We start from the raw sequence: 24781 nt of genomic DNA, 5'->3' as shown, positions 1-24781 counted from the left end.
GCTATGGGAAAACTAGCATTTATTTTTCCGGGGCAGGGCGCGCAGGTCGTCGGTATGGGAAAGGATCTGTTCGACCGCTACGATCTTGCGAAACAGCGCTTTGTCGAAGCAGATGCAGCGCTCGGCTATTCCATCAGTACACTCTGCTTTGAAGGTCCTGCGGAAAAACTTCAGCTCACGGAGCATACGCAGCCGGCGATCTTGACCGTCGAGGTCATCGCCGCAGAGCTGCTGCGCGAAGCGGGAGTGACACCCGAAGTGGCGGGTGGACACAGCCTCGGCGAATATGGCGCGCTCGTTCTCGCGGGCGTGATGTCGTTTCAGGATGCCGTCTTGCTTGTGCATAAGCGCGGCGCCTATATGCAGGAAGCCGTTCCTGTCGGCGAGGGTGCAATGGCTGCGGTTATCGGGCTCGATGACGAGCGTATCGTCGCCGTATGTGCCGAGGCGAGCAGCGCCGGCGCAGTACAGGCGGTCAACTTTAACTGCCCGGGGCAGACGGTTATCGCGGGTACTGTGAGGGGCGTTGAACGGGCAGTAGAGCTGCTCAAGGAACAGGGGGCGAAGAAGGCGGTCATTCTTCCGGTCTCTGCACCGTTCCATTCGACACTCATGGCGCCGGCGGCGCAAAAACTTGCGGCAGAGCTGGACAAAGTAGAGATCCGCGACGCGGCATTCCCGGTCGTCTCGAACTATACGGGCAAACTCCAGCAGAGCGCAGCGGAGATCAAGAAAAATCTAATCGCGCAGGCGGATCACCCCGTGCGCTGGATTGCCTGTGTTGAGACTATGAAGGAGTTCGGCGCGGACACCTACGTTGAGTGCGGCCCCGGCAAGACTCTTGCGGGATTCAACAAGCGCATCGACAAATCGCTTGTCAGCATGAACGTCGAGAATGTCGATTCTCTGCAAAAAACACTTGACACACTAAAGAAGTAATGATTAAATGAGTTCGGTCGAAAGGAATCAAGAAGGAGGACATTCATGATTCTTGGTGGGAAAGTCGCCCTCATAACGGGCGCATCCCGCGGCATCGGGCGTGCCATTGCAATCCGCCTCGCGGCGGAGGGCGCAAAGATTGCCGTCAACTATGCGGGCAACACCGCAGCTGCCGAGGAGGTCAAAGCCGCTATTGAGCAAAGCGGCGGTACGGCGATGCTCATCCAAACGGATGTGTCGGATGCTGTCGCTGCGGCGGAGATGGTCGCACGGGTTCATGAGGAATTCGGCGGTCTTGATATCCTCGTCAACAACGCGGGAATCACACGTGACACCTTGCTCCTTCGCATGAAGGATGAGGACTTTGACACTGTGATCAATACCAACCTTAAGGGCGTGTATGCCTGCACAAAAGCCGCGGCCAAGCTGATGACGAAGCAGCGCAGCGGACGCATCGTGAACCTTACCTCCGTTGTCGGCGAGATCGGCAACGTTGGTCAGACGAATTATGCGGCCGCAAAAGCGGGTGTCATCGGGTTCACGAAGGCGGCGGCGAAGGAACTCGCCCCGCGCGGCGTGACGGTCAACGCGGTCGCGCCGGGATTCATCGACACAGACATGACAGCAGTCCTCAAGGACAATATTCGTGAAAAGATCGTCGAGGGAATTCCCCTCGGTGCGCTCGGAAAACCTGAGCATGTCGCCGATGCCGTTCTCTTCCTCGTAAGTGACGCGGCATCTTATATTACTGGCCAAACGCTGAATGTAGACGGCGGCATGGTTATGTAGCATATAATCAATTCATTTGAAGGAGGTGAGATACTGCATGGCAACGTTTGACAAGGTTCGCGACATCGTCGTGGAACAGCTTGGCTCGGAGGCTGACGAAGTCACCCTTGAGTCCACCTTCATTGACGATCTTGGCGCAGACTCGCTCGACATCGTTGAGCTCATCATGGCGTTCGAAGAAGAATTTAACGTAGAGATCCCGGATGAGGCAGCTGAAAAGATTAAAACTGTTCAGGATGTCGTCAACTACATCGATCAGAACAAATAAGAAGCCTTTCGGGCGGACGGTATCCGCCCACAAAACGGTCTTTTAGGGAAATCCCGTGACAGCTCAGGCGCACGGGATTTTTCTCAAAAGGCATCTATGAATTCGCATAACACCGGGACAGTACTGTCCCGCTATGATACATTTATCCCCGCCCGGCGGAACCGGACGAATATGACGGAAGGGGAGATTGAACTTCTTGCGGAGAGAACGAAGCCGCCGTGTGCGGCACGCCGCTGTGTGGCGTATTCTCACGCGATTGGAGGGCTTATATGAGACTACCCGAGGTGAGGATTGGCAGCAAAGTTGCCACCGTCCCCATCATTCAGGGCGGTATGGCGATTCGCATCACAACGGCGCGGCTCGCCGCCGCTGTTGCAAACGAAGGCGGCATCGGACTCATCGCGGCTTCCGGTATGAAACACAAGGAACTGCGGTATGAAATCCGGCTTGCGCGCTCACTTTCCCCACATGGTATTATCGGCATCAACGAAATGGTCGCGGCAAGCGACTTTTCCGAGGCCGTTCAAATTGCGATCGAAGAGGGCATTGACCTCGTCGTCGCGGGTGCGGGATTTTCCCGCGATATGTTCCAGCTTGGCAAGGAATCCGGCACACCAATTGTGCCGATCGTATCTACGCCAAAACTGGCAAAGATTGCCGAAAAGCTCGGTGCGGCGGCAGTTGTCGTTGAAGGGAAGGAGGCAGGGGGACATCTTGGAACGGATCAATCCGTCCGCAGCATTATCTCCGATGTCCGCGCCGCGGTGAAGATTCCCGTCTTTGCGGCAGGCGGCATCCTGACGGGACAGGATATCGCAGATCTGCATAAACAGGGCGCCGACGGCGTACAGCTCGGCTCTCGTTTTGCCGCCTGCGTGGAGTCCAACGCGGCACCGTCGCTCAAAAGATACTATTTGAAATCGAAAAAAGATGACATCGTGATTATTCACAGCCCCGTGGGGTTGCCGGGGCGCGCCGTTCGCACACCGTTTTCGGCGCGGATCATGGAGGGACCCGTACCGCCGACGGTCTGCGATCGGTGTCTTAAGCACTGCGATCATCACTTCTGCATTATCCGTGCGCTCTCGCGTGCACAGCAGGGGGATCTCGAGACAGGGCTCGTGTTTACAGGCGAATACATGCCGCGCATCGACCGGATTTTGAGTGTTCATGAGATATTTGAAGAGCTGAAACAACAGCTCGAGGCAGCGAACTAGAGTGTCCGAGGATGCTCCGGGAAAGGAGTCGATTGGTTTGAAGAAGAGAATTGTCGTTACGGGGGTTGGTCCCATTACGCCGATCGGCATTGGAAAGGACGCCTTTTGGGACGCCTTGCTTGCGGGGAAAAACGGTATTGATAAGATCACTCGTTTTGATGCGACGCGCTACGCCGCGCAGATTGCAGGCGAAGTCAAGGACTTTAGTATCGACGGTTATATCGATAAGAAAGAGGCAAAGCGCATGGATCGCTATGCCCAGTTCGCCGTTGTGTCCGCAGGCATGGCGATCGCGGATGCGGGGCTTGACCTCAATGCAGAGGATCATGACCGCATCGGCGCCTATGTCGGTGCGGGCATCGGCGGCATCGAGACCATGCATAGTACCTATGAGCGGCTTTTCGACAAAGGTCCCGAGCGCGTCAGCCCCTTCTTCATTCCGATGATGATTGCCAATATGGCGGCAGGACAGGTTGCCATCAACTACGGTCTGCACGGGCCTGTCTCTTGTGTCGTGACGGCATGCGCGACGGGGGCGAACTGCATCGGCGATGCGTTCCGTGTGATGCAGCGCGGGGAAGCGGACATTATGATCGCGGGCGGTACGGAGGCATCGATTTCCGAGGCCGCCAGTGCGGGCTTTGCGGCGATGAAGGCGCTCTGTACCGATCATAACGACGATCCTGCACATGCATCCCGCCCGTTTGATAAAAACCGCTCGGGCTTCGTCATGGGCGAGGGTGCGGGGCTGGTCGTGCTCGAGACCCTCGAACATGCCGAGGCACGCGGCGCGCATATCTATGCGGAGCTTGTCGGCTATGGTTCAAACTCGGATGGCTACCATATTACAAGTCCGGCACCGCAGGGCGAATATCAGGCGAAATGTATGCGTCTTGCCCTCTCGGATGCAGAGATGCAGCCCGAGGATATCGACTATATTAATGCGCACGGTACCTCGACGCATATGAACGATCTCTGCGAAACCGAGGCGATTAAAACGGTGTGGGGCACAGCGGCAAAGGATGTTTCCGTATCCTCCGTTAAATCCATGACCGGACATCTGCTCGGTGCTGCGGGCAGCGTAGAGCTGATCGCAACCGTACTCGCCGTTGAAAACGACATGCTGCCGCCGACAATTAATTACGAGACGCCGGACGAGGGGCTGGATCTTGACTATGTGCCGAACGTCGCACGTGCAAAGACGGTTCGTGCCGCGATTTCGAATTCCTTTGGTTTCGGCGGACATAATGCATGTCTCGTCGTTAAAAAATTTGAGAAGTAGCGCAATGGCGGAAGGACTATCGCCCGCACGGCGTGCAGAGCTGGAACGGCTTGCCGTGCATATGGGCGTTGCGTTTTCCAATATCGCCCTGCTCGACGAGGCGCTGACCCATCCGTCCTATGCAAACGAGTCGCGTGACTCTATACCGCATAATGAGCGCCTGGAGTTTTTAGGCGATGCTGTGCTGGAGCTTGCCTCCAGCACATATTTATATAAGCACTTTCCACAATGCAGCGAGGGGGAGCTGACCAAGATGCGCGCAAGCCTTGTGCAGAGCGATACGCTTGCGCGGCTTGCGCGTCGGCTGCATCTGGGGAGGCATCTGCGTCTCGGGCATGGAGAGCTGCGCGGCGGCGGTGCCGATCGGCAGAACAACCTTGAAAATGTATTCGAGGCAGTCATTGGCGCCGTTTATCTTGACCGCGGATGGGAATCTGCACGAGATTATGTATGCACGCAGCTTGTACCGGAGATTGGAAATGTGCAGCCCGCACAGGTGCGGTGCGACTATAAAACTACCTTGCAGGAGCACGTGCAGAAGGATCGGCACATGTCGGTTGCCTACGAGCTTGTCGGAGAGAGCGGGCCGGATCATGACAAACGGTTTACGACCCGTGTTTTGGTCGGCGGAGAAACACTCGGCGAGGGAACGGGCCCAAGCAAGAAAAAGGCTGAGCAGCAGGCGGCTGCGCACGCGCTTTCGAAGCTCGGACAGAGCTAAAATTTCAGTTAAACTTATCGGTGTGTGGGATTTCATTCCTTGACTTTTCCAACATGATTCGATAATATAAAGTTGCTATGGCAGGGAGTCCCGTGCGGATACCTGCCGTTTCTTCATAGAGAGCATATTTAGCGGAGAAGAAACATTGTCCGAGGGAATGGGACAAAGAGGAGGTTTTTTATTTGTTTGGCATCAAGAAGAGCGTATTTGCACTTATTTCTGTGCTCGTATGCAGCATACTCATGGCAGGGTGCGGCGGCGGGCAGCAGAGCGGTACGCGTGCGACCCAGGTCAAGGCGATGAATGTCCTGCAGCAGGATACGCCGCTCACGCATGTGTACGCAGGACAGATTGTCGGAACAGACGAGGTGAATATCCAGTCGCGTGTTTCCGGCAACATCGTGGAGAAATATGTGCAGGGCGGACAACTTGTCACGGCGGGGCAGCCTCTCTACCGCATTGACGACCGCCAGTACCGCAGCGCGGTGCTTCAGGCGCAGGCGACGCTCGCGCAGTCCGAGGCGACACTTAACAACGCGCGTATGGATCTCTCTCGATACGAGCAGCTCTATGCCGATGCCGCGATCTCCGAACAGACGTTGACGACCCAGCGCGCGCAGGTGAGCGCCTACGAGGCGGCGGCAGCCGCGAATGCCGCACTTCTGCGCCAGGCACAGGAAAACCTCGACGATACGACCGTCTATGCTCCTATGACGGGGCAGCTTTCTGTGAACGATGTGGGCGTCGGCACCTTTGTCTCGGCAGGGACGACAACGCTCGTCTCCATGGGGACATCGGATCCCATCTATGCGCAGTTCAGTCTCTCTGAGAACGAATACCTGAACTTCGTGGAACAGGCGGCGCAGCAGAGCGGTATCGGCGGCGTCATCGTACAGCTGACCCTTTCGAACGGATCGAAATATCCGCTCACCGGACACATCGCAACGGCAGATCGCGCGCTCGCTGCAAATACGGGAACACTGACGCTCAAGGCGCTCTTTGACAACCCCGACGGACTCCTCCTTCCGGGCATGTTTGCCCGCGTCAGCCTCATCGGCGATACCATTCCAAACGCACTGCTCGTCCCGGAGCGTGCAGTGCAGCAGCTCCTCGGCAAATCCTTCGTCATGGTCGTCGGCGACGGAAATAAGGCCGCCGCACGCACGGTGACACTTGGTGATAAGGTCGGCAGCTACTATGTCATCAAGGACGGTATAGATGCCTCCGATATTGTTGTTGTCGAGGGACTTACGACACTCCAGGAAGGCGGCGATCTTGCCGTAACCATGGTGACGCCGGACGAGATGGGCTTCTCCATCGACGGGGATGATTCCGACTTTAACACGCGTGCCCTCACGCCCGCGGAGTAAGGAGGAAACCCTTTGGCAAAATTTTTCATTCATCGTCCGATCTTTGCGATTGTCATCGCGTTGATGATCGTCATTGTCGGAACGATTGCAGGATTTTCTCTGCCGATCGCGCAGTACCCGCAGATCTCGCCGCCGACGGTCGCGGTCTCTGCGTCTTATACGGGGGCAAGCGCAGCCGTTGTCAACGAAACCGTTGCGCAGGTCATCGAGGAACAGGTCAACGGAACGCAGGGCATGGATTATATGGACTCCACGTCCGACGATACTGGACGCTATAGTCTCTCCGTGACCTTTGAGGTCGGCACGGACGGCGACATGGACGCCGTGAAGGTGCAGAACAACGCGGCGGGAGCAAACGCCAGTCTCCCGTCCTCCGTGCAGTCCGCAGGCGTGACCACGCGCAAATCCTCGGGGCAGATGGCGTACTTCGTCTCGCTGTACTCCGAGGATGGCAGCTATGACCGCGCGTTTATGAAGAACTATGCGACGCTCTACTTCCTCGACGCCATCAAGCGCGTCAACGGTGTCGGCGAGGTTCAGGTCTTTGGTGCGGATTACGCCATGCGCGTCTGGCTGAATCCGGATCGCCTCGCAGAGCTAGGACTCACCGTCGCGGACATCACGGCGGCGATCAACGAGCAGAACGTGCAGGCGCCCGCGGGCACGGTCGGCGGAATGCCGACGGTCAACGGTCAGGAAAAGCAGTTCACGGGCAAGGTACAGGGACGACTCACGACGCCCGAGGAGTTTGGCAACGTTATCATCGCCTCGGGCAAGGACGGCTCCTTCGTTCGTCTGAAGGACGTCGCGCGAATCGAGACAGGACAGCGGCAGAACAATATTGTCGCAAAATTTAACGGCTATCCTGCCGTCGGTTTCGGCATTCAGCTCACCTCCGATGCGAACGCAATGACGACCATCGCCGAGGTGCGCAAGATTTTGGATGATGCCGAGGCGAATTTCCCGCCCGGACTCAAGATGAAGTCTATCTTTGACAGTACGGACTACATCAACGCCTCCATTAGCGAAGTTGTGCATACCTTTGTCGAGGCGTTGCTCCTCGTCGTTCTTGTCATCTTCGTGTTCCTGCAAAGCTGGCGCGCGACGGTGATCCCTCTGCTCGCGGTTCCGGTGTCTCTTATCGGAACGTTCGGCGCGTTTGTGCTGCTCGATTTCTCTATCAACACACTGACACTGTTTGCGATGGTTCTTGCGATCGGTCTCGTCGTCGATGACGCGATCGTCGTCATTGAGAACGTCGAGCATCATATGGAAAGCGGACTCTCGCCGATTGACGCCACCGAGCGCGCGATGGCGGAGGTGCAGGGACCTGTCGTCGCGATCGCGTTCGTCCTCGCGGCGGTCTTTGTCCCCGTTGCATTCCTCGGCGGCATGATGGGCGTCCTGTATAAACAGTTTGCACTCACCATCGCCATCTCGATGGCGCTTTCCGCGTTCGTTGCACTCACACTCACACCCGCGCTCTGCGCGCTCATGCTGAAGCCGAAGAAGGAAAATGCGAAAAAGGGATTCCTCGATCGCTTCTTCGATGGATTCAACAATTGGTTCAACCGTGCCCGCAAAGGCTATATCGGCATCGTCACAAACTCGATCCGCAAATCGAGGATTGCCATTGTGTTCCTGCTGATCGTCTGCGGCGTGACTGCGCTCATCTATAAGAATCTCCCGTCCACCTTTGTTCCCGAAGAAGATCAGGGCTATATGATGATTGCGATTCAGCTCCCCTCGGGAACCTCCACGAACCAAACGCAAAAAGTTGTGGACAAGATCCAGCAGGCGGCGCAGCGCGAGATTGATGGGCAGAGCGCTGTCATGTCCATCAACGGATTTGACATCCTCGCGGGCGGCGCGAACTCCAACGGCGCCGTCATCTTTGTCGGCATGAAGGATTGGTCGCAGCGTCCGGCCTTTGCACAGTCTGTCACGGCAGCGGTATATAAGATGTTCCGCGTCGGCGCGATGGAAGCGCCCGAAGCGCTCGTCATCGCCATCAATCCGCCGGCGCTTCCGGGACTCGGCAACGTTGGCGGTTGGTCGCTCGAACTTCAGGATATGACCGGTCATACAGATCTCGAACTCAACGATCTCGTGAACGGGATTCTCGCCGAGGCGAATACGCGTCCTGAGCTACAGGGCGTGCGTACGACGTTTAAGATCAACGCGCCGAGTTATCGGTACGAGATCGACCGTGAGAAGGTCAAAAATCTTGGCGTCGAGCTCACCGATGTATTCACCGCACTCCAAGTCAACTTCGGCGGCTATGAAGTCAACGACTTCAACCAATTTGGACGCACCTACAAGGTTGTTCTTCAGTCCGACGTCACCTATCGCACGGAGGCGGAGGCGGCAAAGTTCGTCTTTGTCCGCAACTCCTCAGGCGGCATGGTTCCACTCGACACGCTCCTAAAGCCCACACTCACAACGGGACCGACCCAGATCAGCAGATTTAACGGTGCGCGCTCGATCACCATTCAGGGGAGCGCGGGGCAGGGCTATAGCTCCGGTCAGGCGATGAACGCCATCACCGAGATCGTGCAGAAACACGCCCCCTCGGGCTACAACATCGAATGGTCGGGGCAGAGCCGCGAAGAGCGGAAATCTGCGGATTCCACCATGCAGGTGCTCGCGCTTGCCCTCGTATTCGTATTTCTCGCGCTCGCAGCGCTCTATGAGAGCTGGAGCGTACCGTTCGCTGTCCTGCTCACCGTACCGACCGGCATCTTTGGGGCGCTCTTCTCTGAGTACGCGCTCGCGTTCATCTTCGGTATGATCGGGATACCCGCCGCGGGCTTCCAGAACAGCGTTTATATGCAGATCGGTGTCATCATGGTCATTGGTCTTGCGGCAAAGAATGCAATCCTGATTGTTGAATTTGCAAAGGTTCGTGTGGATCGCGGCATGGATCCACTGAAAGCTGCAATTCAAGCGGCGGGGCTGCGGCTTCGCCCGATCCTTATGACGTCATTTGCGTTCATCATTGGCTGTCTGCCGCTTGCCGTCGCATCCGGCGCAGGCGCTGCTGCGCGTAACGGTATGGGCGTCGCCGTCGTCGGCGGTATGCTCTTCGCAACCGCCCTCGGCATCTTCCTCATTCCGGCCTTCTATGTCGTTGTCGATCGTATCGCGCGAATGCTTGGCGGCAGAAAGAAACCAAAGATAAAGACTGCAGATGAGTACATGTAAAAACTGAATCAAACGACGATCCGTTGGAAAAAGGACGCTTGCACGGTTTGCGCAGGCGTCCTTTTCACGTATGAATCGTATGAGATCAGTGGGGGAATATCAGCTGAACCAGGAGCATATAAACGATTGTTCCTCCCGCCATGGAGATCAGCATTTGCCGCAGGCGGATGTGGAGAATCGCGGTGACGGCAATACCGATGAGCTCGGGGAGACCGTGGTCGGCGCGGAGGAATGAGGTGTCTTTGAGACAGTAGACGACGAGCATCCCGAAGACGGCGGCGGGCAGCACATTCCCGAGATAGCGCACGAGCGGCGGTGCAGGCTTATTGCCGGTGAGAAAGAGGAAGGGAAGCGCGCGCGTCAGAACACTAGCGAGAATACAGAGCGCAATCGTAATGCATTGCTCGAAAAAGGTCATTTCGCCGCCCTCCTCTCAAGATAGGGGCGCGCGATCAGGCAGACCGTTAGGATGACCGCCATCGTGGGGATCATAAAAGCATCCCTGCCAAATACCGTAAGACAGATACCCGCCGCAGCAAGCCCCAAAACACCGGTATAATGCTGTGTGTCATTCATCCACTGCTCAATGAAAATGACCACGAACATCGCGGTCATTACAAAATTGATGCCTGTCGTATCAAACGGCAGACTGCCGCCGATGAGACCGCCGAAGACCGCGCCCGCTACCCAGTAAACGTGATTGAGCAGCGTGACGAAGAACATAAACCAGCCCGCATCGACGTTATGCGGGATCTTTGCCGTATAATTGACCGCAAAGGATTCGTCGCACATACCGAAGATGAGATAGGGCTTCTTCCATCCTGTACCGCCGTATTTTTCAAACATGGAGAGCCCGTAAAATATATGGCGCGCTTGTACCATGAGCGCGAGGAGGAACGTCTGCATCGGGGCAAAGGGACTGAGGAGGAGCGCCACGGCAATGAACTCGAGCGAGCCGCCGAAAATCAGCGCGCTCATAAAGAGAGGATACCAAAACGAAAATCCCGACGCATTCATATAGACGCCGTACGCGACGCCGACAAACCAAAATCCGGCGAAGATGGGAACGGTATAGGGGAACGCGGCACGCAGGGCAGAAAGCCGCGTACTCTTATCGTTCACGTTTTGCTCCAATCGCATTCGTCCGTATGCGCGGCGAGCACGCCGATCGCTTGGAGCGTCGAATAGATGCAGGTCGAGCCGACGAATTTCATCCCGCGTTTTTTGAGATCCTTTGAGATCGTGTCAGAGAGGGGAGAAGTTGTCCGCAGAATACAGCTCTCGCGGATGGATTTGCCGTCCGTAAAGCCCCAAATATAGCGGTCAAAACTGCCGAACTCCGCCGCGATCGCAAGGAAGGTGCGGCTGTTTACGATGCTCGCCTCGATCTTGCGGCGATTGCGGACAATGCCCGCATCCTGCAACAAGGTGTTGACCTTCGCCGCATCAAACGCCGCGACTCGTTCGGGGACGAATCCCTCGTACGCGCGGCGAAAATTCTCCCGCTTGCTTAGAATTGTCGCCCATGAGAGCCCCGCTTGGAACGTCTCGAGAATCAGCAGCTCATAGAGCGCACGGTCGTCGTGGAGCGGAACGCCCCACTCCTCATCGTGATATTTTATATAGATAGGATCGTTTAACCTCACCCAAGGGCACCGCTGCTTACACCCGACCGTCATTGTCCCGCCTCCTTCGATAAGAAAAAGCCGGTGCTCGTCGGGGCTCCGGCTCGTCGATGTTATGCTTATATTCTAGAGAAAATTGTATTTGTTGTCAACAGGGTTCATCCGATTCCTGAGGATCATCAAAGGCGGCATCACTGCGCGCGGCTGTATGTTTTGCCGCAGCATGGAGACCTGTCAGCGCGGAAAACGGGGCAAACTGTCCGGCACGATCCCTGAGGGACATGGGGGGATGTCGCTTTGAGACATGGTGCGGTAATCGTATGATGTCCGCATAGTCTGAAATGCTGCATACGGGTCGTTGCATCTATATACTCCTTTTTACTTCGTTATGCTTTATGTCCGCCGATTTGGCTGTTGCGCAGCCGTGCGGTAGCGTCTTCAAGGAGATTCGCGCCGCGCAGAATCGCATTCTTTCCATAGTTCTTTTTGATAGCGACAATGGCTTCCTGTAGAGCATGATTTTTCGCGTGAGATTTTTTCTCCGCTTCTGTGAGTGCCGCCTGCGCGGTTTCTTCTGCGGAAAACAGGTCAATCTGCTCGGTCGGCGGAATCTCGTCCGCACGTATGAGATGTTGTGCGGAGATGCTAAGGCGGCGGATGAGGAGCGCGGGATTTACAATCTCGTCGTAGAGGGAGGTGAGCGCCTTCGTTATGGTATGCGTAGAAACACTTCGTTCGATGAGCGCGCTGCCGTGTGCCGGCCACGGAACACGGCGACCGTAGCGGTCGAGACGGATACGTCCCCGGTATGCGGTGCTGATTTCGGGACGTGTCAGACACTCGATGTCATAGCCGACGGTCAGTTCAAGGCGGTCGGTGGTCAGCTTCTTCTCCGTGAGCTCAAGGGACAGCGCATCTGCCATTTCCCAGACAATCAGGCGTGCTTTATCCGCACTGTAAGGATTTTGAAGAACTTGTCCCATATGAGTGCTGCGAGATTTCGGGCGATAGTTTTTGATGTCCTCCATGCGGACAGGTTCATGTCCCCAGGCATGGTCGATGAGAAGTTCGGCTTGAATGCCGAAGAGCCGGTAGAGCAGGTCTTCGTTAAGCGGTTCCCGCGGATTGCCGAGAGAACAGCGTGCGATGTCGCCCATGGTATAGAGACCGTGAGCTTCAAGCTTCTTGGCCGTTCCTCTGCCGATGCGCCAAAAATCAGTGAGCGGCGTATGTGCCCAAAGGCGGCGGCGGTACTCCAATGCGTCGAGTTCTGCGATGCGTACGCCGTCCGCATCGGGCGGAATATGCTTCGCTACAATATCCATGGCAATTTTGGCAAGATAGAGATTTGTGCCGATGCCCGCCGTGGCGGTGATGCCGGTTTCACGGAGCACATCACGGATGAGACGAATGGTAAACGCATGTGCCGATGTGCCCTCTGTGTCCAGATAACTCGTTGCGTCGATGAATACTTCGTCGATGGAATAGATATGAATGTCGGCAGGGGCGATGCGCCGGAGATAAATCTCATAGATGCGCATACTGTAATCCATATAGAGCGCCATGCGCGGCGGCGCAATATGGTAGGCCACCGCGAGGGACGGATGATTTGCGAGCTCATTTGCGTCTGTGCTTTCACCTGTGAGTTTCCGGTGGGGAGCGCGGATACGCCGTCTCCGGTTGACTTGTTCGATTTGGCGGATGACCTCAAAGAGCCGCGGACGTCCTCCGATGCCGTGTGCCTTGAGTGCGGGGGAGACGGCGAGACAGATGGTTTTGCTCGTACGGCTTTCATCCGCGACAACGAGATTGGTCGTTAGGGGATTGAGTCCGCGCTCAATACACTCGACGGAAGCGTAGAATGATTTGAGATCGATCGCGATATAGGTATGTTGCTGCACATTGGGCTCCTCCTTTTTGTATAGTATAGCACGTGCGTTTGTAAAATGTAAATCATTTTGATCCGAAGTACTGAAAAAGGGAAAAAGGACTTGTTGTCGAATATTTTTCATAGAATAAACGCCAAAGGAGCAAATCTCATGAATCTCATCGTCACGGGCGGCGCCGGATTTATCGGTGCGAATTTTATCTACTACGAGCTGCGTACGCATCCGGAGGATCGCATTGTCTGTTATGATGTGCTGACCTATGCGGGGAATATTGCGACACTCGACGAGGCGAAGCGGTCGCCGAACTTCACCTTTGTGCGTGGCGATATTGCCGACCGTGCGGCGGTGTATGCGCTGTTTGAACGCGAGAAGCCCGACGTTGTGATTAATTTTGCCGCCGAGTCGCATGTGGATCGCTCCATAGAGAATCCTGAGATATTTTTGCAGACAAATATCATCGGCACGAGCATCCTGCTCGACGCGTGCCGCAAATACGGCATCGAACGCTATCATCAGGTTTCGACGGACGAGGTCTACGGTGACCTGCCGCTCGACCGTCCTGACCTCTTCTTTACCGAGGAGACACCCCTGCACACATCGAGCCCGTATTCCTCCTCAAAGGCGGGCGCGGATCTCCTCGTGCAGGCATATGCGCGCACCTACGGCATACCCGTATCGATCTCTCGCTGCTCGAACAACTACGGTGCATTCCAGTTCCCGGAGAAACTGATCCCGCTCATGATCATCCGCGCGCTGCGCGGGGAGAAGCTGCCCGTCTACGGCGACGGTCTCAATGTGCGCGATTGGCTCCATGTGGACGATCACTGCGCGGCGATCGATGCCATCGTACGCCGGGGGAACGCAGGGGAGATCTACAACGTCGGCGGTCATAACGAGCGGTCGAATATCGACGTCGTTCGTACTATTCTTCGCTTACTTGGCAAAGGGGAGGAGCTCATCTCCTATGTCGAGGATCGCAAGGGGCATGATCGCCGCTATGCCATTGATCCCGCGAAGATCGGGCGCGATCTCGGCTGGCAGCCGGAGACCTCGTTCGAGGATGGCATCCGCAGCACGATTCGCTGGTATGAGGAACATCAGGAATGGTGGGAAGACATCGTGAGCGGATCGTACCGGCTGCGCAACGAGGTTGCGAGATAAGACGGGGCTCTTTGTACCGAAAATTCAGTATTGACATTGTGTAGGCTTTTCGCTATACTACCATTTGTCAGCGCTTAGGCGCGGGGGCATAGCTCAGCTGGGAGAGCGCTTGCATGGCATGCAAGAGGTCAGGGGTTCGATCCCCCTTGTCTCCACCATATCGGATGCTAGAGGATGTGAGAGAAATCTCGCATCTTTTTTGTTTGCTTTTGGTAAAATAAAAACCGCATCGCTTCTCAAAGCGATACGGATTCATATCAATGGTGCATCCGGGGGGATTCGAACCCTCGACCCACGGCTTAGAAGGCCGTTGCTCTATCCAACTGAGCTACGGACGCGCTGGTCGGGATGACAGGATTCGAACCTGCGACATCTTGCTCCCAAAGCAAGCGCGCTGCCAAACTGCGCTACATCCCGATACCGCACTATTATAATGAGCGATACGGGAAAAGTCAATACAGAGAGCCGACTTGAAGAGGCGTCCTATTTCACAATATGCTTGCCGCCGAGGAAGCGCGGTTTCCAGTAGTCGTTCGAAAGAGTGTCGATGCGGACACCTTTGCTCGTGGAGGCGTGGATAAATTCGCCCTTGCCGAGATAGATGCCGCAGTGGGAAGCACCTTTTTCATACGTTTCGAAAAAGACGAGGTCACCGGGGACGAGCTCCTTTGCACTCTTTGTCCTAAGCCCCAGTTTATACTGCTCATCCGCTGTACGGGGGATGGCGATGCCCTGCTTTTGAAAGACGTACTGGAGGTAGCCGGAGCAGTCGAATCCCTTTGGTGTTGCGCCGCCGAATACATAGGGCGTCCCCATATATGCCTTCGCCGTTTTAATGATGCTCGAGACTTTGCTCGCGGGGAGGATGGGCTTGCCGTTCGGTGCAAGAGGCAGGGTATCCTGCTTTGCCGGCGGCGGAACGTCGACGCCCCACGGGCGCGTGGCAGGTGCATCCTTGAGTGCACGCCATGTTGCGTTGTTGACGACGCCCGTGATTTTTATTTTGCTGTCACGTTGGAATTCGGCAACAGCGCGTTCGGTATCTTTATCAAAGACGCCGTTGGCATTTTTGATCTTATAGCCTGCGTTTTGGAGCGCTTGCTGGAGGACGAGTACTTCGTGTCCGTGCGAGCCTTCCCGGAGCGTCGGCGACGCGGATGCCGTGCCGGCTGCGAGTGAGAATGCAATGCCGGTGCCGATGAGGAGTTTTGCGAGGCGTTTCATGACGGTTCTTCCTTTCCGTATCAATGCGGAAGTTTGTTATCCGTGCCGGACGTGTTCGAGTCCTTGACTCAGGAAGCTGAGCACATGCTCGTCGTCTACGGAGTAGAGAACTTCCTTGCCGTCGCGGCGGAACTTGACGAGGCGTGCGTTGCGCAGGACGCGCAGCTGATGTGAGATCGCGGATTGTCCCATGCCGAGACCGTCGGCGATGTCATAGACGCGCAGTTCCTGCTCTGCAGCGAGCAATGAGATGATTTTGATGCGTGTGGGATCGCCGAGCGTCTTAAAGAGGTCGGCGAGATGCTGTGCGGTGTCTTGGTCAATGCATTTCAGAGGGGCGGCAGAAGTCATTCTTCCGGAGTCCTTTCTTATCAATAAATCTTGTTAATCTCAAATCCATTCTCTGCGAGGGCGCGAATGATGTGGTCGATGTGTTCCTGACCGTGCGCCTCGACAGTGACGGTGAGCTGCACTTTTTTGAAGCTGTCCGTGACCATGCTCTGATCGTGGTCGAGACGAATGACATTCGCGTCCAAATCGGTGAGGATCTGTGCGACGTTGAGCAGCTGACCGGGCTTGTCCGGGAGCTGCACGGCGAAGCGGAAGACGCGTCCGCGCGAGATGAGTGCCTTGGAGATGAGTGCGGAAATCGTTGAGATGTCTATGTTGCCGCCGCTGACGAGAACGGCGATCTTCTTGCCGCGTATGTTGAGTTTTGGCAGTGCGGCGAGGGGGAGTACGCCAGCGCCTTCGGCGATGAGTTTGTGCTTCTCAATGAGGGAGAGCAGGGCACTCATGATCTCCATCTCGGAGACGGTGATGATCTCATCAAGATAACGGCGACAGAACTCGAATGTGAGCGTGCCCGCCGTCTTGACAGCGCAGCCGTCGGCAACGGTATCGGCGGAGGGGAGCGTGATGAGCTTTCCTCCGGAGAGCGCCGCCTTCATGCAGGCGGCGTTTTCCGGCTCGACGCCGATGATCTTCACATGCGGGTTGACGAGCTTTGTTCCAAGGGCTACGCCTGAGACAAGACCGCCGCCGCCGATAGGGACAAGAATTGCATCCACGTCCTTGAGTGCGTCGATGATCTCGAGTGCGATCGTGCCTTGACCAACAATGACATCGCGGTCGTTGAACGGGTGGATGTAGACGAAACCTTTCTCCTTTTGGAGCGATAGACTGTGCGCGTAGGCGTCGTCAAAGCCATTGCCGTGCAGAATAACCGTCGCACCTAGTGCGCGGGTCGCCTCGACCTTTAGAATCGGTGTCGTGGCAGGCATACAGATGACGGCGGCAACACCGAGTTTTTGTGCGGCATAGGCGACTCCCTGCGCATGATTGCCCGCCGAGGCGGTGATGACGCCGCGACTCCGCTCCTCCTCGGTGAGCATGCTGATGCGGTTGTAAGCGCCGCGCAGTTTGAATGCACCGGTGATTTGGAGGTTTTCGAGTTTGAGATAGGCGGCGTTGCCGGAGAGATCGGAGAAGTACTCGCTGTATATGAGCGGGGTCTTTCGCACAATGCCCTCGAGCTGTTTTGCGGCGGCATAGATGCTCGCAATCCCTGTCGATGAAACGATGACCTCTTGTTCCGGTTGTGTTTGATCGTCTCCCATGTGCATGCTGCCTCCATATTACCTGCTCTTTATTTAGGTCAGTCTATCATTTTCGCCGTGGAACGTCAAATATTTTTGCACAAAAGCAGTCAGAATAAAGAAGGATTTCGACGCATTTTCAAGAATAAATACTATAACAGGAAGGGGGACGTGATGGACGCTTGTTTGCTGTATGCACGGATTCTCGTTCCTGTCGACGGCTCGGAGGGAGCGCTTCGCGCAGCGCAAAGCGCAGGGGAAATTGCCCGCGTGACGGGCAGCACGATAGACTTCCTCTACGTCACGCCCTTTGACGAGCGCACGGACGACGGTGCGGCATCATGGCTCCCGGAGACGGTGACTGCTTCTGCATCGGCACGTGCGCAGGAGATTTTCTCCGCAGCGGCGGCGGTTTTGCCCGCAGGTGTCGCGTATAGCAGCTTCCTGCGTGTCGGGAGTACTGTTGAAGAGATTCTGCGCTTTGCCGATGAGGAGAAGAGCGCACTGATTGCCATCGGCGGGAGAAAAACTTCGCGCGTGAGCGGTATTCTGCTCGGGAGCGTTTCGCAGGCAGTGCTCGAACGTGCGCATACGCGTATCTTAGTGGCGGGGCGGGCGTGAGTTTTGCGATAGAGTGGTTTAGGTTCTTTGAGGAAAAGGAGGAACTGCCATGATGAAGAATATTTTGGTGCCGGTGGACGGTTCGGAAGGCGCTGACCGCGCCATTGAAAAGGCGGTCATGCTGGCAAAGCTCTGCAATGCGAAGGTAAACTTCCTCTACGTTGCAAATATTAATCAGCTCGCCATCAACGCGGTGCTCTCGGATGCGATTTTGGACTCCGTAACGAAAGCGGGGAATGTGATTCTCGAGCGCGCGATGGAGATGGTGCCGGAGGGCGTCGAGAAGGAGTCGTTCTCGGATACCGGTTCGCCGGCGGTCGTTGTCCTCGACTTTGCGGAGTCGAACAACATCGACCTCATCGTCATGGGCAGCCGCGGGCTTGGTGTTGTCAAGGGTGTACTCCTCGGCAGCGTCAGTCAGTACGTTGTAGAACAGGCAAAATGCCCTGTGCTCGTGGTTAAGTAAATTTTGTAAATTTCTGTGGGGCTGCTGCGGCGTATGTTCGCGGCAGCTCCCTTTGTCGTGTATGCCGGGATTTTAGGAGAGAAAGGCAGAGGTCTATGGATGTGCGCAGCCGCTTTATGCGGACTGAGATGTTGCTCGGCGTGGCCGGTATGGCGCGGCTTGCCGGCGCCTCCATCGCTGTGTTTGGTATTGGCGGCGTCGGTTCGTTTACCGCCGAGGCTCTTGCCCGTGCGGGTGTTGGGCATTTGACACTCGTTGACAACGACTGCGTCGATGTGACGAATATCAACCGGCAGATCCACGCATGTACGGATACCATTGGGATGCCGAAGGTCGAAGCAATGACGGTGCGCATTCACGGTATCACCCCGCACTGCAAGGTGACAGGGATACAGGCGTTTTATCTGCCGGAGAATGCGGATGATTTTTTTGCGCAGCGTTATGATTATGTCGTGGATGCGGTGGATACGGTGTCGGCAAAGATTGATCTGGCGCGCCGGTGCTGCGCACGCGGTATACCGATCATCTCGAGCATGGGGGCGGCGAACAAACTCGATCCGACACTGTTCGAGGTATTGGACATCTACGAGACGAAGGTGGATCCGCTCGCACGTGTGATGCGGAAAAAACTTAAGGAGTATAACGTGCCGCATCTCAAGGTCGTCTGCTCGCGCGAACGTCCGCAGCATCCGACCGGCGGAAAAGAGCCCCCTGCTCCCGGCAGGAACAGTGTGCCGGGGAGCGTCTCTTTTGTTCCGCCGGTCGTGGGGATGATTATGGCGGGCGAAGTCATTCGTGATCTGTTGGGGATTCATGTGGAGGTATCGGCATGAAGATTTCTGTACTTGGATGCGGGCGTTGGGGCTCCTTTCATGCGTGGTATGCACATCGGATCGGACATGAGGTCATGCTGTGGGGACGGGAAGGCTCGCCGCATCTCGCGCAGCTCTATGCGTCGCGGCGGAACGAGTTCCTGACGATGCCCGAGGCGGTGCGGCTCACGGATGATCTTGCGGCGGCGCTTCGATTTGCGGATACAGTGATCATCTCGATTCATGCACAGGCGCTGCGCAGCTTCCTGCGTGATCTCAATGCTGCGGGAATGACCGGTCTGCTCACAGGAAAGCAGGTGATCCTCTGCATGAAGGGGATCGAGATCGGCACAGGAAAGCGGCTGACAACAGTGGTGCATGAGGAGCTTGGCGATACGGTGCGTCCCCTCGTATGGGTGGGCCCCGGGCATGTGCAGGATTTTGTACGCGAGATTCCAAACTGTATGGTGATTGCGGGGGAGGAACGCGAGGAGCTGCGCGCGCTTGTTGAAGAACTTTCAAGCCCCTTGATTCGTTTCTATTATGGAGAGGATCTGCTCGGCACGGAGGTTGGTGCGGCGGCAAAGAACGTCATTGGTCTTGCCGCAGGGATGCTGGACGGGTTGTCTTATGGCAGCCTCAAGGGCGCGCTCATGGCGCGCGGCACGCGAGAGCTCTATCGGCTCGTGCAGGCGATGGGCGGCGACGGTGAGACCATCTACGGACTTTCGCATCTCGGCGACTATGAGGCAACGCTGTTTTCGCCGCACAGCAACAACCGCCGCTATGGCGAAGCGGTGGTACGCGGCACGGCGGATGAGTTTCATAAGATTGCCGAGGGGGTCTATACGTCGGAGGCTCTCATGGCGCTCTCGCAGAAATACGGCGTTGATTTGCCCATCTCCGAGACCGTCTATGAGATTGTCGTACGCGGTGCCGATCCGCGGGAGCAGCTGACACGGCTGTTCCTCCGCGCGACCAAGGGGGAGAAGGATTAGGATATGAGCGAAATACGAAAACATATCGATGTCGTTGCCGGCGCGATCCTGCGCGAAGGAAAGGTATACGGCGCCTGCCGCAGTTACGGTGACTACGCGGGGACGTGGGAGTTCACGGGCGGCAAGGTGGAGCCGGGCGAGACAGACGAAGCGGCGCTTATCAGAGAGATTCGTGAGGAACTCGGCATTGAGGTTACTGTGGAGGAGCTGCTGGGCACACTGGATCACGACTATCCGGAGTTCCACATGAATATGCGCCTCTATATCTGCCGCTATGTATCCGGCGAGCCGGAGCTGCGGGTACACTCGGAGGGACGATGGCTTGGGCTGCAGGATCTTTATACGGTGCGATGGTTTGAAGCGGATGCGGAACTCATCCGCCGGCTTGAAGCATATCTGCGTTGACAATGCTCCCTTTGCAATGCTATAATACACAGCGAGCCGACAGGCTCCACGCGCCGAAGTGGCGGAATTGGCAGACGCAGCAGACTCAAAATCTGCCGTTGGCAACAACGTGCCGGTTCGACCCCGGCCTTCGGCACCACAGCAAATATCCCTACGGGGTAATCTCCCTAAGAGCAGCGCAGAGCTCTTAGGGATTTTTTTACAGCAAGTCAAAACACTTGAAACTATACCTATATCACGGGTAATATTCGGCCGCGACGGGTTGACACATACGTCGGAAACGTGTATATTTGACAGAAAAATTTGATGAAGAAACAGAAAGGAAGGGTCAAGTTGGCACATTATTACACGGAGCCATCCCACACATTTGGAGAGTATTTGCTCATTCCGGGATACTCCTCGGCAGAATGCTTTCCAGCGAATGTTTCTCTGCGCACGCCGCTCGTCAAATTTCACCGAGATGAAGAGCCGGCGCTTTCAATGAATATTCCGCTCACATCTGCAATCATGCAGGCAGTTTCGAACGATACGATGGCAATTGCGCTTGCTAAACAGGGCGGTATTTCATTCATTTATGGATCGCAGAGTATCGCAGAGGAAGCGGCGATGGTTTCCCGTGTAAAAAATTATAAATCCGGGTTTGTCAGCAGTGATTCGAATATCAGTCCGGAGACGACGCTCGGCGGCGTGCTCGATTTGCTCGCAAAGACAGGGCATTCGACGATGGCAGTAACCGAGGACGGTTCTGCCAACGGGAAACTTGTCGGAATTGTGACGAGCCGCGATTATCGCGTATCGCGCATGTCGCTCGATACGAAAGTCGCTACATTTATGACGCCGTTCGAAAAACTCGTTTGGGCGGATGCAGATTCCACGACGCTGACACATGCGAACGATCTCATTTGGGATCATAAGCTCAATATGCTCCCGCTCGTAGATAAAAATCAACGTCTTCGCTATATGGTGTTCCGCAAAGACTATACGGATAATAAGGAAAACGATCTCGAGCTGACGGACGACAACAAGAGCTATATTGTCGGTGCGGGCATCAATACGCGCGATTATGCCGAACGCGTGCCTGCACTTATAGCGGCGGGCGTGGACGTCCTCTGCATCGATTCCTCCGAGGGCTTTTCCGAGTGGCAGCGGCTCACGATACAGCATATTCGTGAGGAATTTGGCGATGCGGTAAAGGTTGGTGCGGGCAACGTTGTAGACGGGGAGGGATTCCGCTTCCTTGCAAATGCAGGCGCAGACTTTATCAAGGTCGGTATCGGCGGCGGTTCTATCTGCATCACGCGCGAGACAAAGGGCATCGGGCGCGGGCAGGCGACGGCGCTCATTGACGTTTGTGCGGAGCGCGATAAATATTATAAGGAAACGGGCGTCTACATTCCCATCTGTTCCGACGGCGGCATTGTTTACGATTATCATATGACGCTCGCGCTCGCGATGGGGGCAGATTTCCTGATGCTCGGGCGCTACTTCTCCCGGTTCGACGAGAGTCCGACAGATCGCGTCATGGTGAACGGTACCTATTATAAGGAATATTGGGGCGAAGGGTCGAACCGTGCGCGCAACTGGCAGCGCTATGACCTCGGCGGCAGTAAAAAACTTTCCTTTGAAGAGGGCGTGGATTCGTATGTGCCTTATGCAGGACCTCTAAAGGAAAACGTCGAGACAACGCTTTCGAAGATTCGCTCAACCATGTGCAACTGCGGTGCACTCTCCTTGCCGGAGTTCCGTGACAAGGCAAAGTTGACGCTTGTCTCCTCGACCAGTATTGTCGAGGGCGGGGCGCATGATGTGATATTGCGCGACAAGCTCGGTCGCGACTAAGAAGGCGTGACACGCGATTTTGGCGCATCGCTGTGTCACTGCGAAAAATCCTGCGGTCGACGTAGGTTTCATCTACGCCTTCCCTTGTATTTTTCTTGTTCCTTGCGCTGCATCCAAACTTCCGCGTCACTCAGGTTGCGGTATAAGGCGCGATCTTGGCGCACAGCGGTGTCATGTCGTCGAATGCTTCGCTAGGAGTAGCTTTTGACTACGCCGTCGCTCGCATTCTCCTCATTCCTTGCTATGCATCAAATCTAGCGCGTCACTTGGGTTACGGTAAAACGCGCGATTTTGGCGCATAGCTGTGTTGCTGCGAAAAATCCGGTATTCGACGTAACTTATATTTACATCGAATACCGGATTTTTCTATGCCTTTTGCATAAATGCACGGTAGGTTTTCTCCATTTCCTTGCGTGTCTTGGTCGCCGGCCATAGTTCGCCGAGCGCGCCCTCGCGCATTCCGGCAGAGAGGTGATCGTAGAGCAACGGATTTTCCATGCCGAGTCTCGCGATGAGCTCCTTCACTGTTTGACGCGTCGTATTGCCGTTATGCGGGCAGGGGGACGGCAGCGGTGTGAACCCATGATATCGTATCGCGTCGATGAGTTCCTGCTCGCGGAAATAGACGAGCGGGCGAATGACCGTCAGATTTGTCCGCTCCAGATAGGTCTTTGGACGGAATGTGTTGAGCTGTCCCGAATAGAATAGGCTCATCAAAAATGTCTCCACTGCGTCGTCATGATGGTGCGCGTATGCCACCTTGTTCATATTATGCTTAGCAGCGTAGCGGTTCACGGCACCACGTCGGAAGAATGCACAGGTGAAACAGGGGCTTTTATCGTCCTGTGCCGCTATCGTTCCCGCAATGTCCACATCTACAACCTCATAGGAGACGTCAAGGCTTTTGCAGAACGCGGCGATGGCATCCGTATCGAACGGCTCGTCGAACTGCGGGTTTACCGTAAATGCCGCGATGGAGAAATCTTTTTTTAACCGCTCGCGCAGAATAGCGAGCGCATAGGTTAGGAAGATGCTGTCCTTGCCGCCCGAAACACCAATGAGAATGCGGTCGCCGTTCTCGATGAGTTCGAACTCGACCACCGCGCGCATGAGTTTGCTGAAATAAGACTGCGGTATATTGATATTCATGAATCCTAAAACTCCCACCTATTCCTGCCAGCAGAGATAGACGCCGAGAATGCCGCGCTCTAAATGAATGGAGAAGCGCCGTGCCGTATTCTTCGGAGAAATGATATTGCTAATGGTTGTTGATGCACGTGCGGAGATCACTGTGCCTGTTAGCTCCCAATGCAGCCCCTGTGTCGTTACCCCCGCACATTCCTCCGTAAAGGGGAGTAAGGAAATGGCGCGTGGCATCTCGTCACATGCGATAGAAATCGATTCACCGCCGTGTAAATAGAGGAGCGCTTCCTTTTCATCAATCAAAATGCACGGAACGGGCGCGTGCGCGCAGATCGCAGCAGTACTGAAAAGATGATCCAAACGACCGCCAAACGCCGCCGTCAAAATGATCAGTGGGCGCGTGAAATGCTGTGCCGCAATTCGGAGAGAAAGAGCCGTATCCGAATCGTCTTTTTCCACAGGGAAGCGATATACCTCTGCTCCGTGCTCGACCGCCCAAGCCCATGCTTCTGGAGAAGCGCTGTCTCCGTCACCAATCAGTAGGGAGGGGGACTTTGAGACTGCACGACACAGATTGACACCTTTGTCAATTGCCAAAATATGAGATGTAATGCCGGACTTTTCCATTGCGGATAGAAGATCTGTGAACCATGTCGGAGAGGGAGCACGTCCGCCCCCTATACAAATCAGTAGTTCTGCAGCAGCACAGGGAAGAGTGACATGTATTCCGGAAAGAGAAAGCGTATGCATAGACGCTGCTCCTTTCTATGTATTATGAATTATAGCATAAGATTTTTGACATAAACAATGAAAATTATCAAAAAGGGGCTTGACGCAAAAAAAGACCTATGTTATATTATATAAACCGCGCCGATATGAGGAAATAATCTGAAAACGGCACGAGATGTACCCTGAAAACTACACAATGCAGAGAGGTTAGAGATAATCTAACCGAAGCCAGATGCAACATCGTTGATAATTAGGTCAACGAAAACAATTCTTTTACAGAATGACATTAATGAGTCGAGTGAGACTCTTCTTTTACGGAGAGTTTGATCCTGGCTCAGGACGAACGCTGGCGGCGTGCTTAACACATGCAAGTCGAACGGAGCGAATGAAAGCTTGCTTTTATGAGCTTAGTGGCAAACGGGTGAGTAACACGTAGACAACCTGCCGATCAGATGGGGACAACATTCCGAAAGGAATGCTA

At 55.4% G+C, this 24781-nt stretch carries 26 protein-coding genes, 4 tRNA genes and 1 rRNA gene; 20 read left to right on the top strand and 11 right to left on the bottom strand.

All coding sequences use genetic code 11. The annotated features are described in order from the left end of the window. Positions 1-3 precede the first annotated feature (3 nt). The 9 genes from fabD (at position 4) to K341_RS0103635 (ending at position 9790) form a co-directional block, all read left to right on the top strand. Entirely contained in the window at positions 4-939 is a 936-nt protein-coding gene (gene fabD / locus K341_RS0103670) for an ACP S-malonyltransferase (protein ID WP_026761893.1), read from the top strand. Positions 940-984: 45 nt separating this feature from the next. Then, positions 985-1728: a 3-oxoacyl-[acyl-carrier-protein] reductase gene (gene fabG, locus K341_RS0103665; protein ID WP_009438964.1), complete on the top strand. Its 744-nt coding sequence runs from the start codon at positions 985-987 to the stop codon at positions 1726-1728. A 37-nt stretch (positions 1729-1765) separates the two neighbouring features. Then, positions 1766-1996 carry an acyl carrier protein gene (locus K341_RS0103660; RefSeq protein ID WP_006689543.1) on the top strand — a complete coding sequence of 77 codons (231 nt, stop codon included), beginning with the start codon at positions 1766-1768 and terminating at the stop codon, positions 1994-1996. 96 nt (positions 1997-2092) lie between these two features. Continuing rightward, on the top strand, positions 2093-2269 hold the full coding sequence (locus K341_RS12710; RefSeq protein WP_162141743.1) for a hypothetical protein: 177 nt from the start codon (positions 2093-2095) through the stop codon (positions 2267-2269). Beyond that, a complete protein-coding gene (locus K341_RS0103655; protein ID WP_026761892.1) occupies positions 2266-3213 on the top strand; it encodes an NAD(P)H-dependent flavin oxidoreductase in 948 nt (315 codons plus the stop codon). The genes K341_RS12710 and K341_RS0103655 overlap by 4 nt, the downstream gene beginning before the upstream one ends. Before the next feature lie 37 nt (positions 3214-3250). Then, positions 3251-4495: a beta-ketoacyl-ACP synthase II gene (gene fabF, locus K341_RS0103650; protein WP_009752838.1), complete on the top strand. Its 1245-nt coding sequence runs from the start codon at positions 3251-3253 to the stop codon at positions 4493-4495. A 4-nt stretch (positions 4496-4499) separates the two neighbouring features. Beyond that, positions 4500-5216 carry a ribonuclease III gene (gene rnc / locus K341_RS0103645; protein ID WP_026761891.1) on the top strand — a complete coding sequence of 239 codons (717 nt, stop codon included), beginning with the start codon at positions 4500-4502 and terminating at the stop codon, positions 5214-5216. Positions 5217-5398: 182 nt separating this feature from the next. After that, positions 5399-6586 (top strand): efflux RND transporter periplasmic adaptor subunit, encoded by a 1188-nt coding sequence (locus tag K341_RS0103640; RefSeq protein WP_026761890.1) that lies wholly within the window; start codon positions 5399-5401, stop codon positions 6584-6586. A 12-nt stretch (positions 6587-6598) separates the two neighbouring features. After that, positions 6599-9790: an efflux RND transporter permease subunit gene (locus K341_RS0103635; protein WP_026761889.1), complete on the top strand. Its 3192-nt coding sequence runs from the start codon at positions 6599-6601 to the stop codon at positions 9788-9790. An 85-nt stretch (positions 9791-9875) separates the two neighbouring features. On the opposite strand, the gene K341_RS0103630 is transcribed toward K341_RS0103635, so the two are convergent. From K341_RS0103630 to K341_RS0103620, 3 genes are read right to left on the bottom strand one after another with little or no spacing between them, the layout of a single operon-like run. Beyond that, a complete protein-coding gene (locus K341_RS0103630; RefSeq protein WP_009372001.1) occupies positions 9876-10208 on the bottom strand; it encodes a branched-chain amino acid transporter permease in 333 nt (110 codons plus the stop codon). Continuing rightward, positions 10205-10930, bottom strand: coding sequence for an AzlC family ABC transporter permease (locus tag K341_RS0103625; protein WP_211221203.1), 726 nt, complete (start codon positions 10928-10930; stop codon positions 10205-10207). Before K341_RS0103625 ends, K341_RS0103630 begins: the two co-directional genes overlap by 4 nt. After that, entirely contained in the window at positions 10909-11469 is a 561-nt protein-coding gene (locus tag K341_RS0103620) for a DNA-3-methyladenine glycosylase I (RefSeq protein WP_026761887.1), read from the bottom strand. The genes K341_RS0103625 and K341_RS0103620 overlap by 22 nt, the downstream gene beginning before the upstream one ends. Positions 11470-11560: 91 nt before the next feature. Between K341_RS0103620 and K341_RS12705 the strand changes: the two genes are divergently transcribed. Next, positions 11561-11716, top strand: coding sequence for a hypothetical protein (locus tag K341_RS12705; RefSeq protein WP_162141742.1), 156 nt, complete (start codon positions 11561-11563; stop codon positions 11714-11716). Between the two features lie 85 nt (positions 11717-11801). On the opposite strand, the gene K341_RS0103615 is transcribed toward K341_RS12705, so the two are convergent. Further along, entirely contained in the window at positions 11802-13316 is a 1515-nt protein-coding gene (locus K341_RS0103615; RefSeq protein WP_026761886.1) for a Y-family DNA polymerase, read from the bottom strand. A gap of 138 nt (positions 13317-13454) precedes the next feature. Between K341_RS0103615 and rfbB the strand changes: the two genes are divergently transcribed. Both rfbB and K341_RS0103605 read left to right on the top strand, forming a co-directional pair. Continuing rightward, on the top strand, positions 13455-14465 hold the full coding sequence (gene rfbB / locus K341_RS0103610; protein ID WP_026761885.1) for a dTDP-glucose 4,6-dehydratase: 1011 nt from the start codon (positions 13455-13457) through the stop codon (positions 14463-14465). A gap of 82 nt (positions 14466-14547) precedes the next feature. Continuing rightward, positions 14548-14623: transfer RNA gene (locus K341_RS0103605), tRNA-Ala, on the top strand. A 103-nt stretch (positions 14624-14726) separates the two neighbouring features. Here the strand turns inward: K341_RS0103605 and K341_RS0103600 are convergent. The 5 genes from K341_RS0103600 to ilvA form a co-directional block, all read right to left on the bottom strand. Beyond that, a tRNA-Arg gene (locus K341_RS0103600) sits at positions 14727-14803 on the bottom strand. A 2-nt stretch (positions 14804-14805) separates the two neighbouring features. Beyond that, a tRNA-Pro gene (locus K341_RS0103595) sits at positions 14806-14882 on the bottom strand. A 66-nt stretch (positions 14883-14948) separates the two neighbouring features. Next, positions 14949-15689 (bottom strand): C40 family peptidase, encoded by a 741-nt coding sequence (locus tag K341_RS0103590; RefSeq protein ID WP_009349123.1) that lies wholly within the window; start codon positions 15687-15689, stop codon positions 14949-14951. A 36-nt stretch (positions 15690-15725) separates the two neighbouring features. Then, positions 15726-16040, bottom strand: a complete 315-nt coding sequence (locus K341_RS0103585; RefSeq protein ID WP_009349122.1) for an ArsR/SmtB family transcription factor — start codon at positions 16038-16040, stop codon at positions 15726-15728. A 20-nt stretch (positions 16041-16060) separates the two neighbouring features. Next, positions 16061-17314 (bottom strand): threonine ammonia-lyase, encoded by a 1254-nt coding sequence (gene ilvA / locus K341_RS0103580; RefSeq protein WP_037349392.1) that lies wholly within the window; start codon positions 17312-17314, stop codon positions 16061-16063. 147 nt (positions 17315-17461) lie between these two features. Here ilvA and K341_RS0103575 point away from each other — a divergent pair, with 147 nt between their 5' ends. From K341_RS0103575 to K341_RS0103545, 7 genes are all read left to right on the top strand, one after another. After that, positions 17462-17908: a universal stress protein gene (locus K341_RS0103575; RefSeq protein WP_009658214.1), complete on the top strand. Its 447-nt coding sequence runs from the start codon at positions 17462-17464 to the stop codon at positions 17906-17908. A gap of 49 nt (positions 17909-17957) precedes the next feature. Further along, entirely contained in the window at positions 17958-18374 is a 417-nt protein-coding gene (locus K341_RS0103570; RefSeq protein ID WP_009349119.1) for a universal stress protein, read from the top strand. A gap of 95 nt (positions 18375-18469) precedes the next feature. Next, positions 18470-19207, top strand: coding sequence for a tRNA threonylcarbamoyladenosine dehydratase (locus K341_RS0103565; RefSeq protein WP_026761883.1), 738 nt, complete (start codon positions 18470-18472; stop codon positions 19205-19207). Further along, positions 19204-20184, top strand: a complete 981-nt coding sequence (locus tag K341_RS0103560; protein ID WP_026761882.1) for an NAD(P)H-dependent glycerol-3-phosphate dehydrogenase — start codon at positions 19204-19206, stop codon at positions 20182-20184. The genes K341_RS0103565 and K341_RS0103560 overlap by 4 nt, the downstream gene beginning before the upstream one ends. Before the next feature lie 3 nt (positions 20185-20187). Then, on the top strand, positions 20188-20589 hold the full coding sequence (locus K341_RS0103555) for a (deoxy)nucleoside triphosphate pyrophosphohydrolase (protein WP_026761881.1): 402 nt from the start codon (positions 20188-20190) through the stop codon (positions 20587-20589). A gap of 52 nt (positions 20590-20641) precedes the next feature. Continuing rightward, positions 20642-20728 (top strand) — tRNA-Leu (locus K341_RS0103550). A 194-nt stretch (positions 20729-20922) separates the two neighbouring features. Continuing rightward, positions 20923-22428: an IMP dehydrogenase gene (locus K341_RS0103545; protein ID WP_026761880.1), complete on the top strand. Its 1506-nt coding sequence runs from the start codon at positions 20923-20925 to the stop codon at positions 22426-22428. Positions 22429-22794: 366 nt separating this feature from the next. Here the strand turns inward: K341_RS0103545 and K341_RS0103540 are convergent, their stop codons facing one another. Beyond that, positions 22795-23577: a tRNA 2-thiocytidine biosynthesis TtcA family protein gene (locus K341_RS0103540; protein ID WP_026761879.1), complete on the bottom strand. Its 783-nt coding sequence runs from the start codon at positions 23575-23577 to the stop codon at positions 22795-22797. 18 nt (positions 23578-23595) lie between these two features. Beyond that, positions 23596-24321: a thiamine diphosphokinase gene (locus tag K341_RS0103535; RefSeq protein ID WP_009438962.1), complete on the bottom strand. Its 726-nt coding sequence runs from the start codon at positions 24319-24321 to the stop codon at positions 23596-23598. 290 nt (positions 24322-24611) lie between these two features. On the opposite strand from K341_RS0103535, the gene K341_RS0103530 reads away from it, so the two are divergent. After that, a 16S ribosomal RNA gene (locus K341_RS0103530) occupies positions 24612-24781 on the top strand; the annotation flags it as partial.

The organism is Centipeda artemidis DSM 19719, from assembly GCF_000426665.1.
Lineage (GTDB): Bacteria > Bacillota > Negativicutes > Selenomonadales > Selenomonadaceae > Centipeda > Centipeda artemidis.
This window is presented reverse-complemented; position numbering and strand designations above follow the sequence as displayed.

Coding starts and splice junctions, on each gene's coding strand:
- fabD (WP_026761893.1), top strand. CDS start 4: ATGGGAAAACTAGCATTTATTTTTCCGGGGCAGGGCGCGCAGGTCGTC.
- fabG (WP_009438964.1), top strand. CDS start 985: ATGATTCTTGGTGGGAAAGTCGCCCTCATAACGGGCGCATCCCGCGGC.
- K341_RS0103660 (WP_006689543.1), top strand. CDS start 1,766: ATGGCAACGTTTGACAAGGTTCGCGACATCGTCGTGGAACAGCTTGGC.
- K341_RS12710 (WP_162141743.1), top strand. CDS start 2,093: ATGAATTCGCATAACACCGGGACAGTACTGTCCCGCTATGATACATTT.
- K341_RS0103655 (WP_026761892.1), top strand. CDS start 2,266: ATGAGACTACCCGAGGTGAGGATTGGCAGCAAAGTTGCCACCGTCCCC.
- rnc (WP_026761891.1), top strand. CDS start 4,500: ATGGCGGAAGGACTATCGCCCGCACGGCGTGCAGAGCTGGAACGGCTT.
- K341_RS0103630 (WP_009372001.1), bottom strand. CDS start 10,208: ATGACCTTTTTCGAGCAATGCATTACGATTGCGCTCTGTATTCTCGCT.
- K341_RS0103625 (WP_211221203.1), bottom strand. CDS start 10,930: ATGCGATTGGAGCAAAACGTGAACGATAAGAGTACGCGGCTTTCTGCC.
- K341_RS0103620 (WP_026761887.1), bottom strand. CDS start 11,469: ATGACGGTCGGGTGTAAGCAGCGGTGCCCTTGGGTGAGGTTAAACGAT.
- rfbB (WP_026761885.1), top strand. CDS start 13,455: ATGAATCTCATCGTCACGGGCGGCGCCGGATTTATCGGTGCGAATTTT.
- K341_RS0103590 (WP_009349123.1), bottom strand. CDS start 15,689: ATGAAACGCCTCGCAAAACTCCTCATCGGCACCGGCATTGCATTCTCA.
- K341_RS0103585 (WP_009349122.1), bottom strand. CDS start 16,040: ATGACTTCTGCCGCCCCTCTGAAATGCATTGACCAAGACACCGCACAG.
- ilvA (WP_037349392.1), bottom strand. CDS start 17,314: ATGCACATGGGAGACGATCAAACACAACCGGAACAAGAGGTCATCGTT.
- K341_RS0103575 (WP_009658214.1), top strand. CDS start 17,462: ATGGACGCTTGTTTGCTGTATGCACGGATTCTCGTTCCTGTCGACGGC.
- K341_RS0103570 (WP_009349119.1), top strand. CDS start 17,958: ATGATGAAGAATATTTTGGTGCCGGTGGACGGTTCGGAAGGCGCTGAC.
- K341_RS0103565 (WP_026761883.1), top strand. CDS start 18,470: ATGGATGTGCGCAGCCGCTTTATGCGGACTGAGATGTTGCTCGGCGTG.
- K341_RS0103560 (WP_026761882.1), top strand. CDS start 19,204: ATGAAGATTTCTGTACTTGGATGCGGGCGTTGGGGCTCCTTTCATGCG.
- K341_RS0103555 (WP_026761881.1), top strand. CDS start 20,188: ATGAGCGAAATACGAAAACATATCGATGTCGTTGCCGGCGCGATCCTG.
- K341_RS0103540 (WP_026761879.1), bottom strand. CDS start 23,577: ATGAATATCAATATACCGCAGTCTTATTTCAGCAAACTCATGCGCGCG.
- K341_RS0103535 (WP_009438962.1), bottom strand. CDS start 24,321: ATGCATACGCTTTCTCTTTCCGGAATACATGTCACTCTTCCCTGTGCT.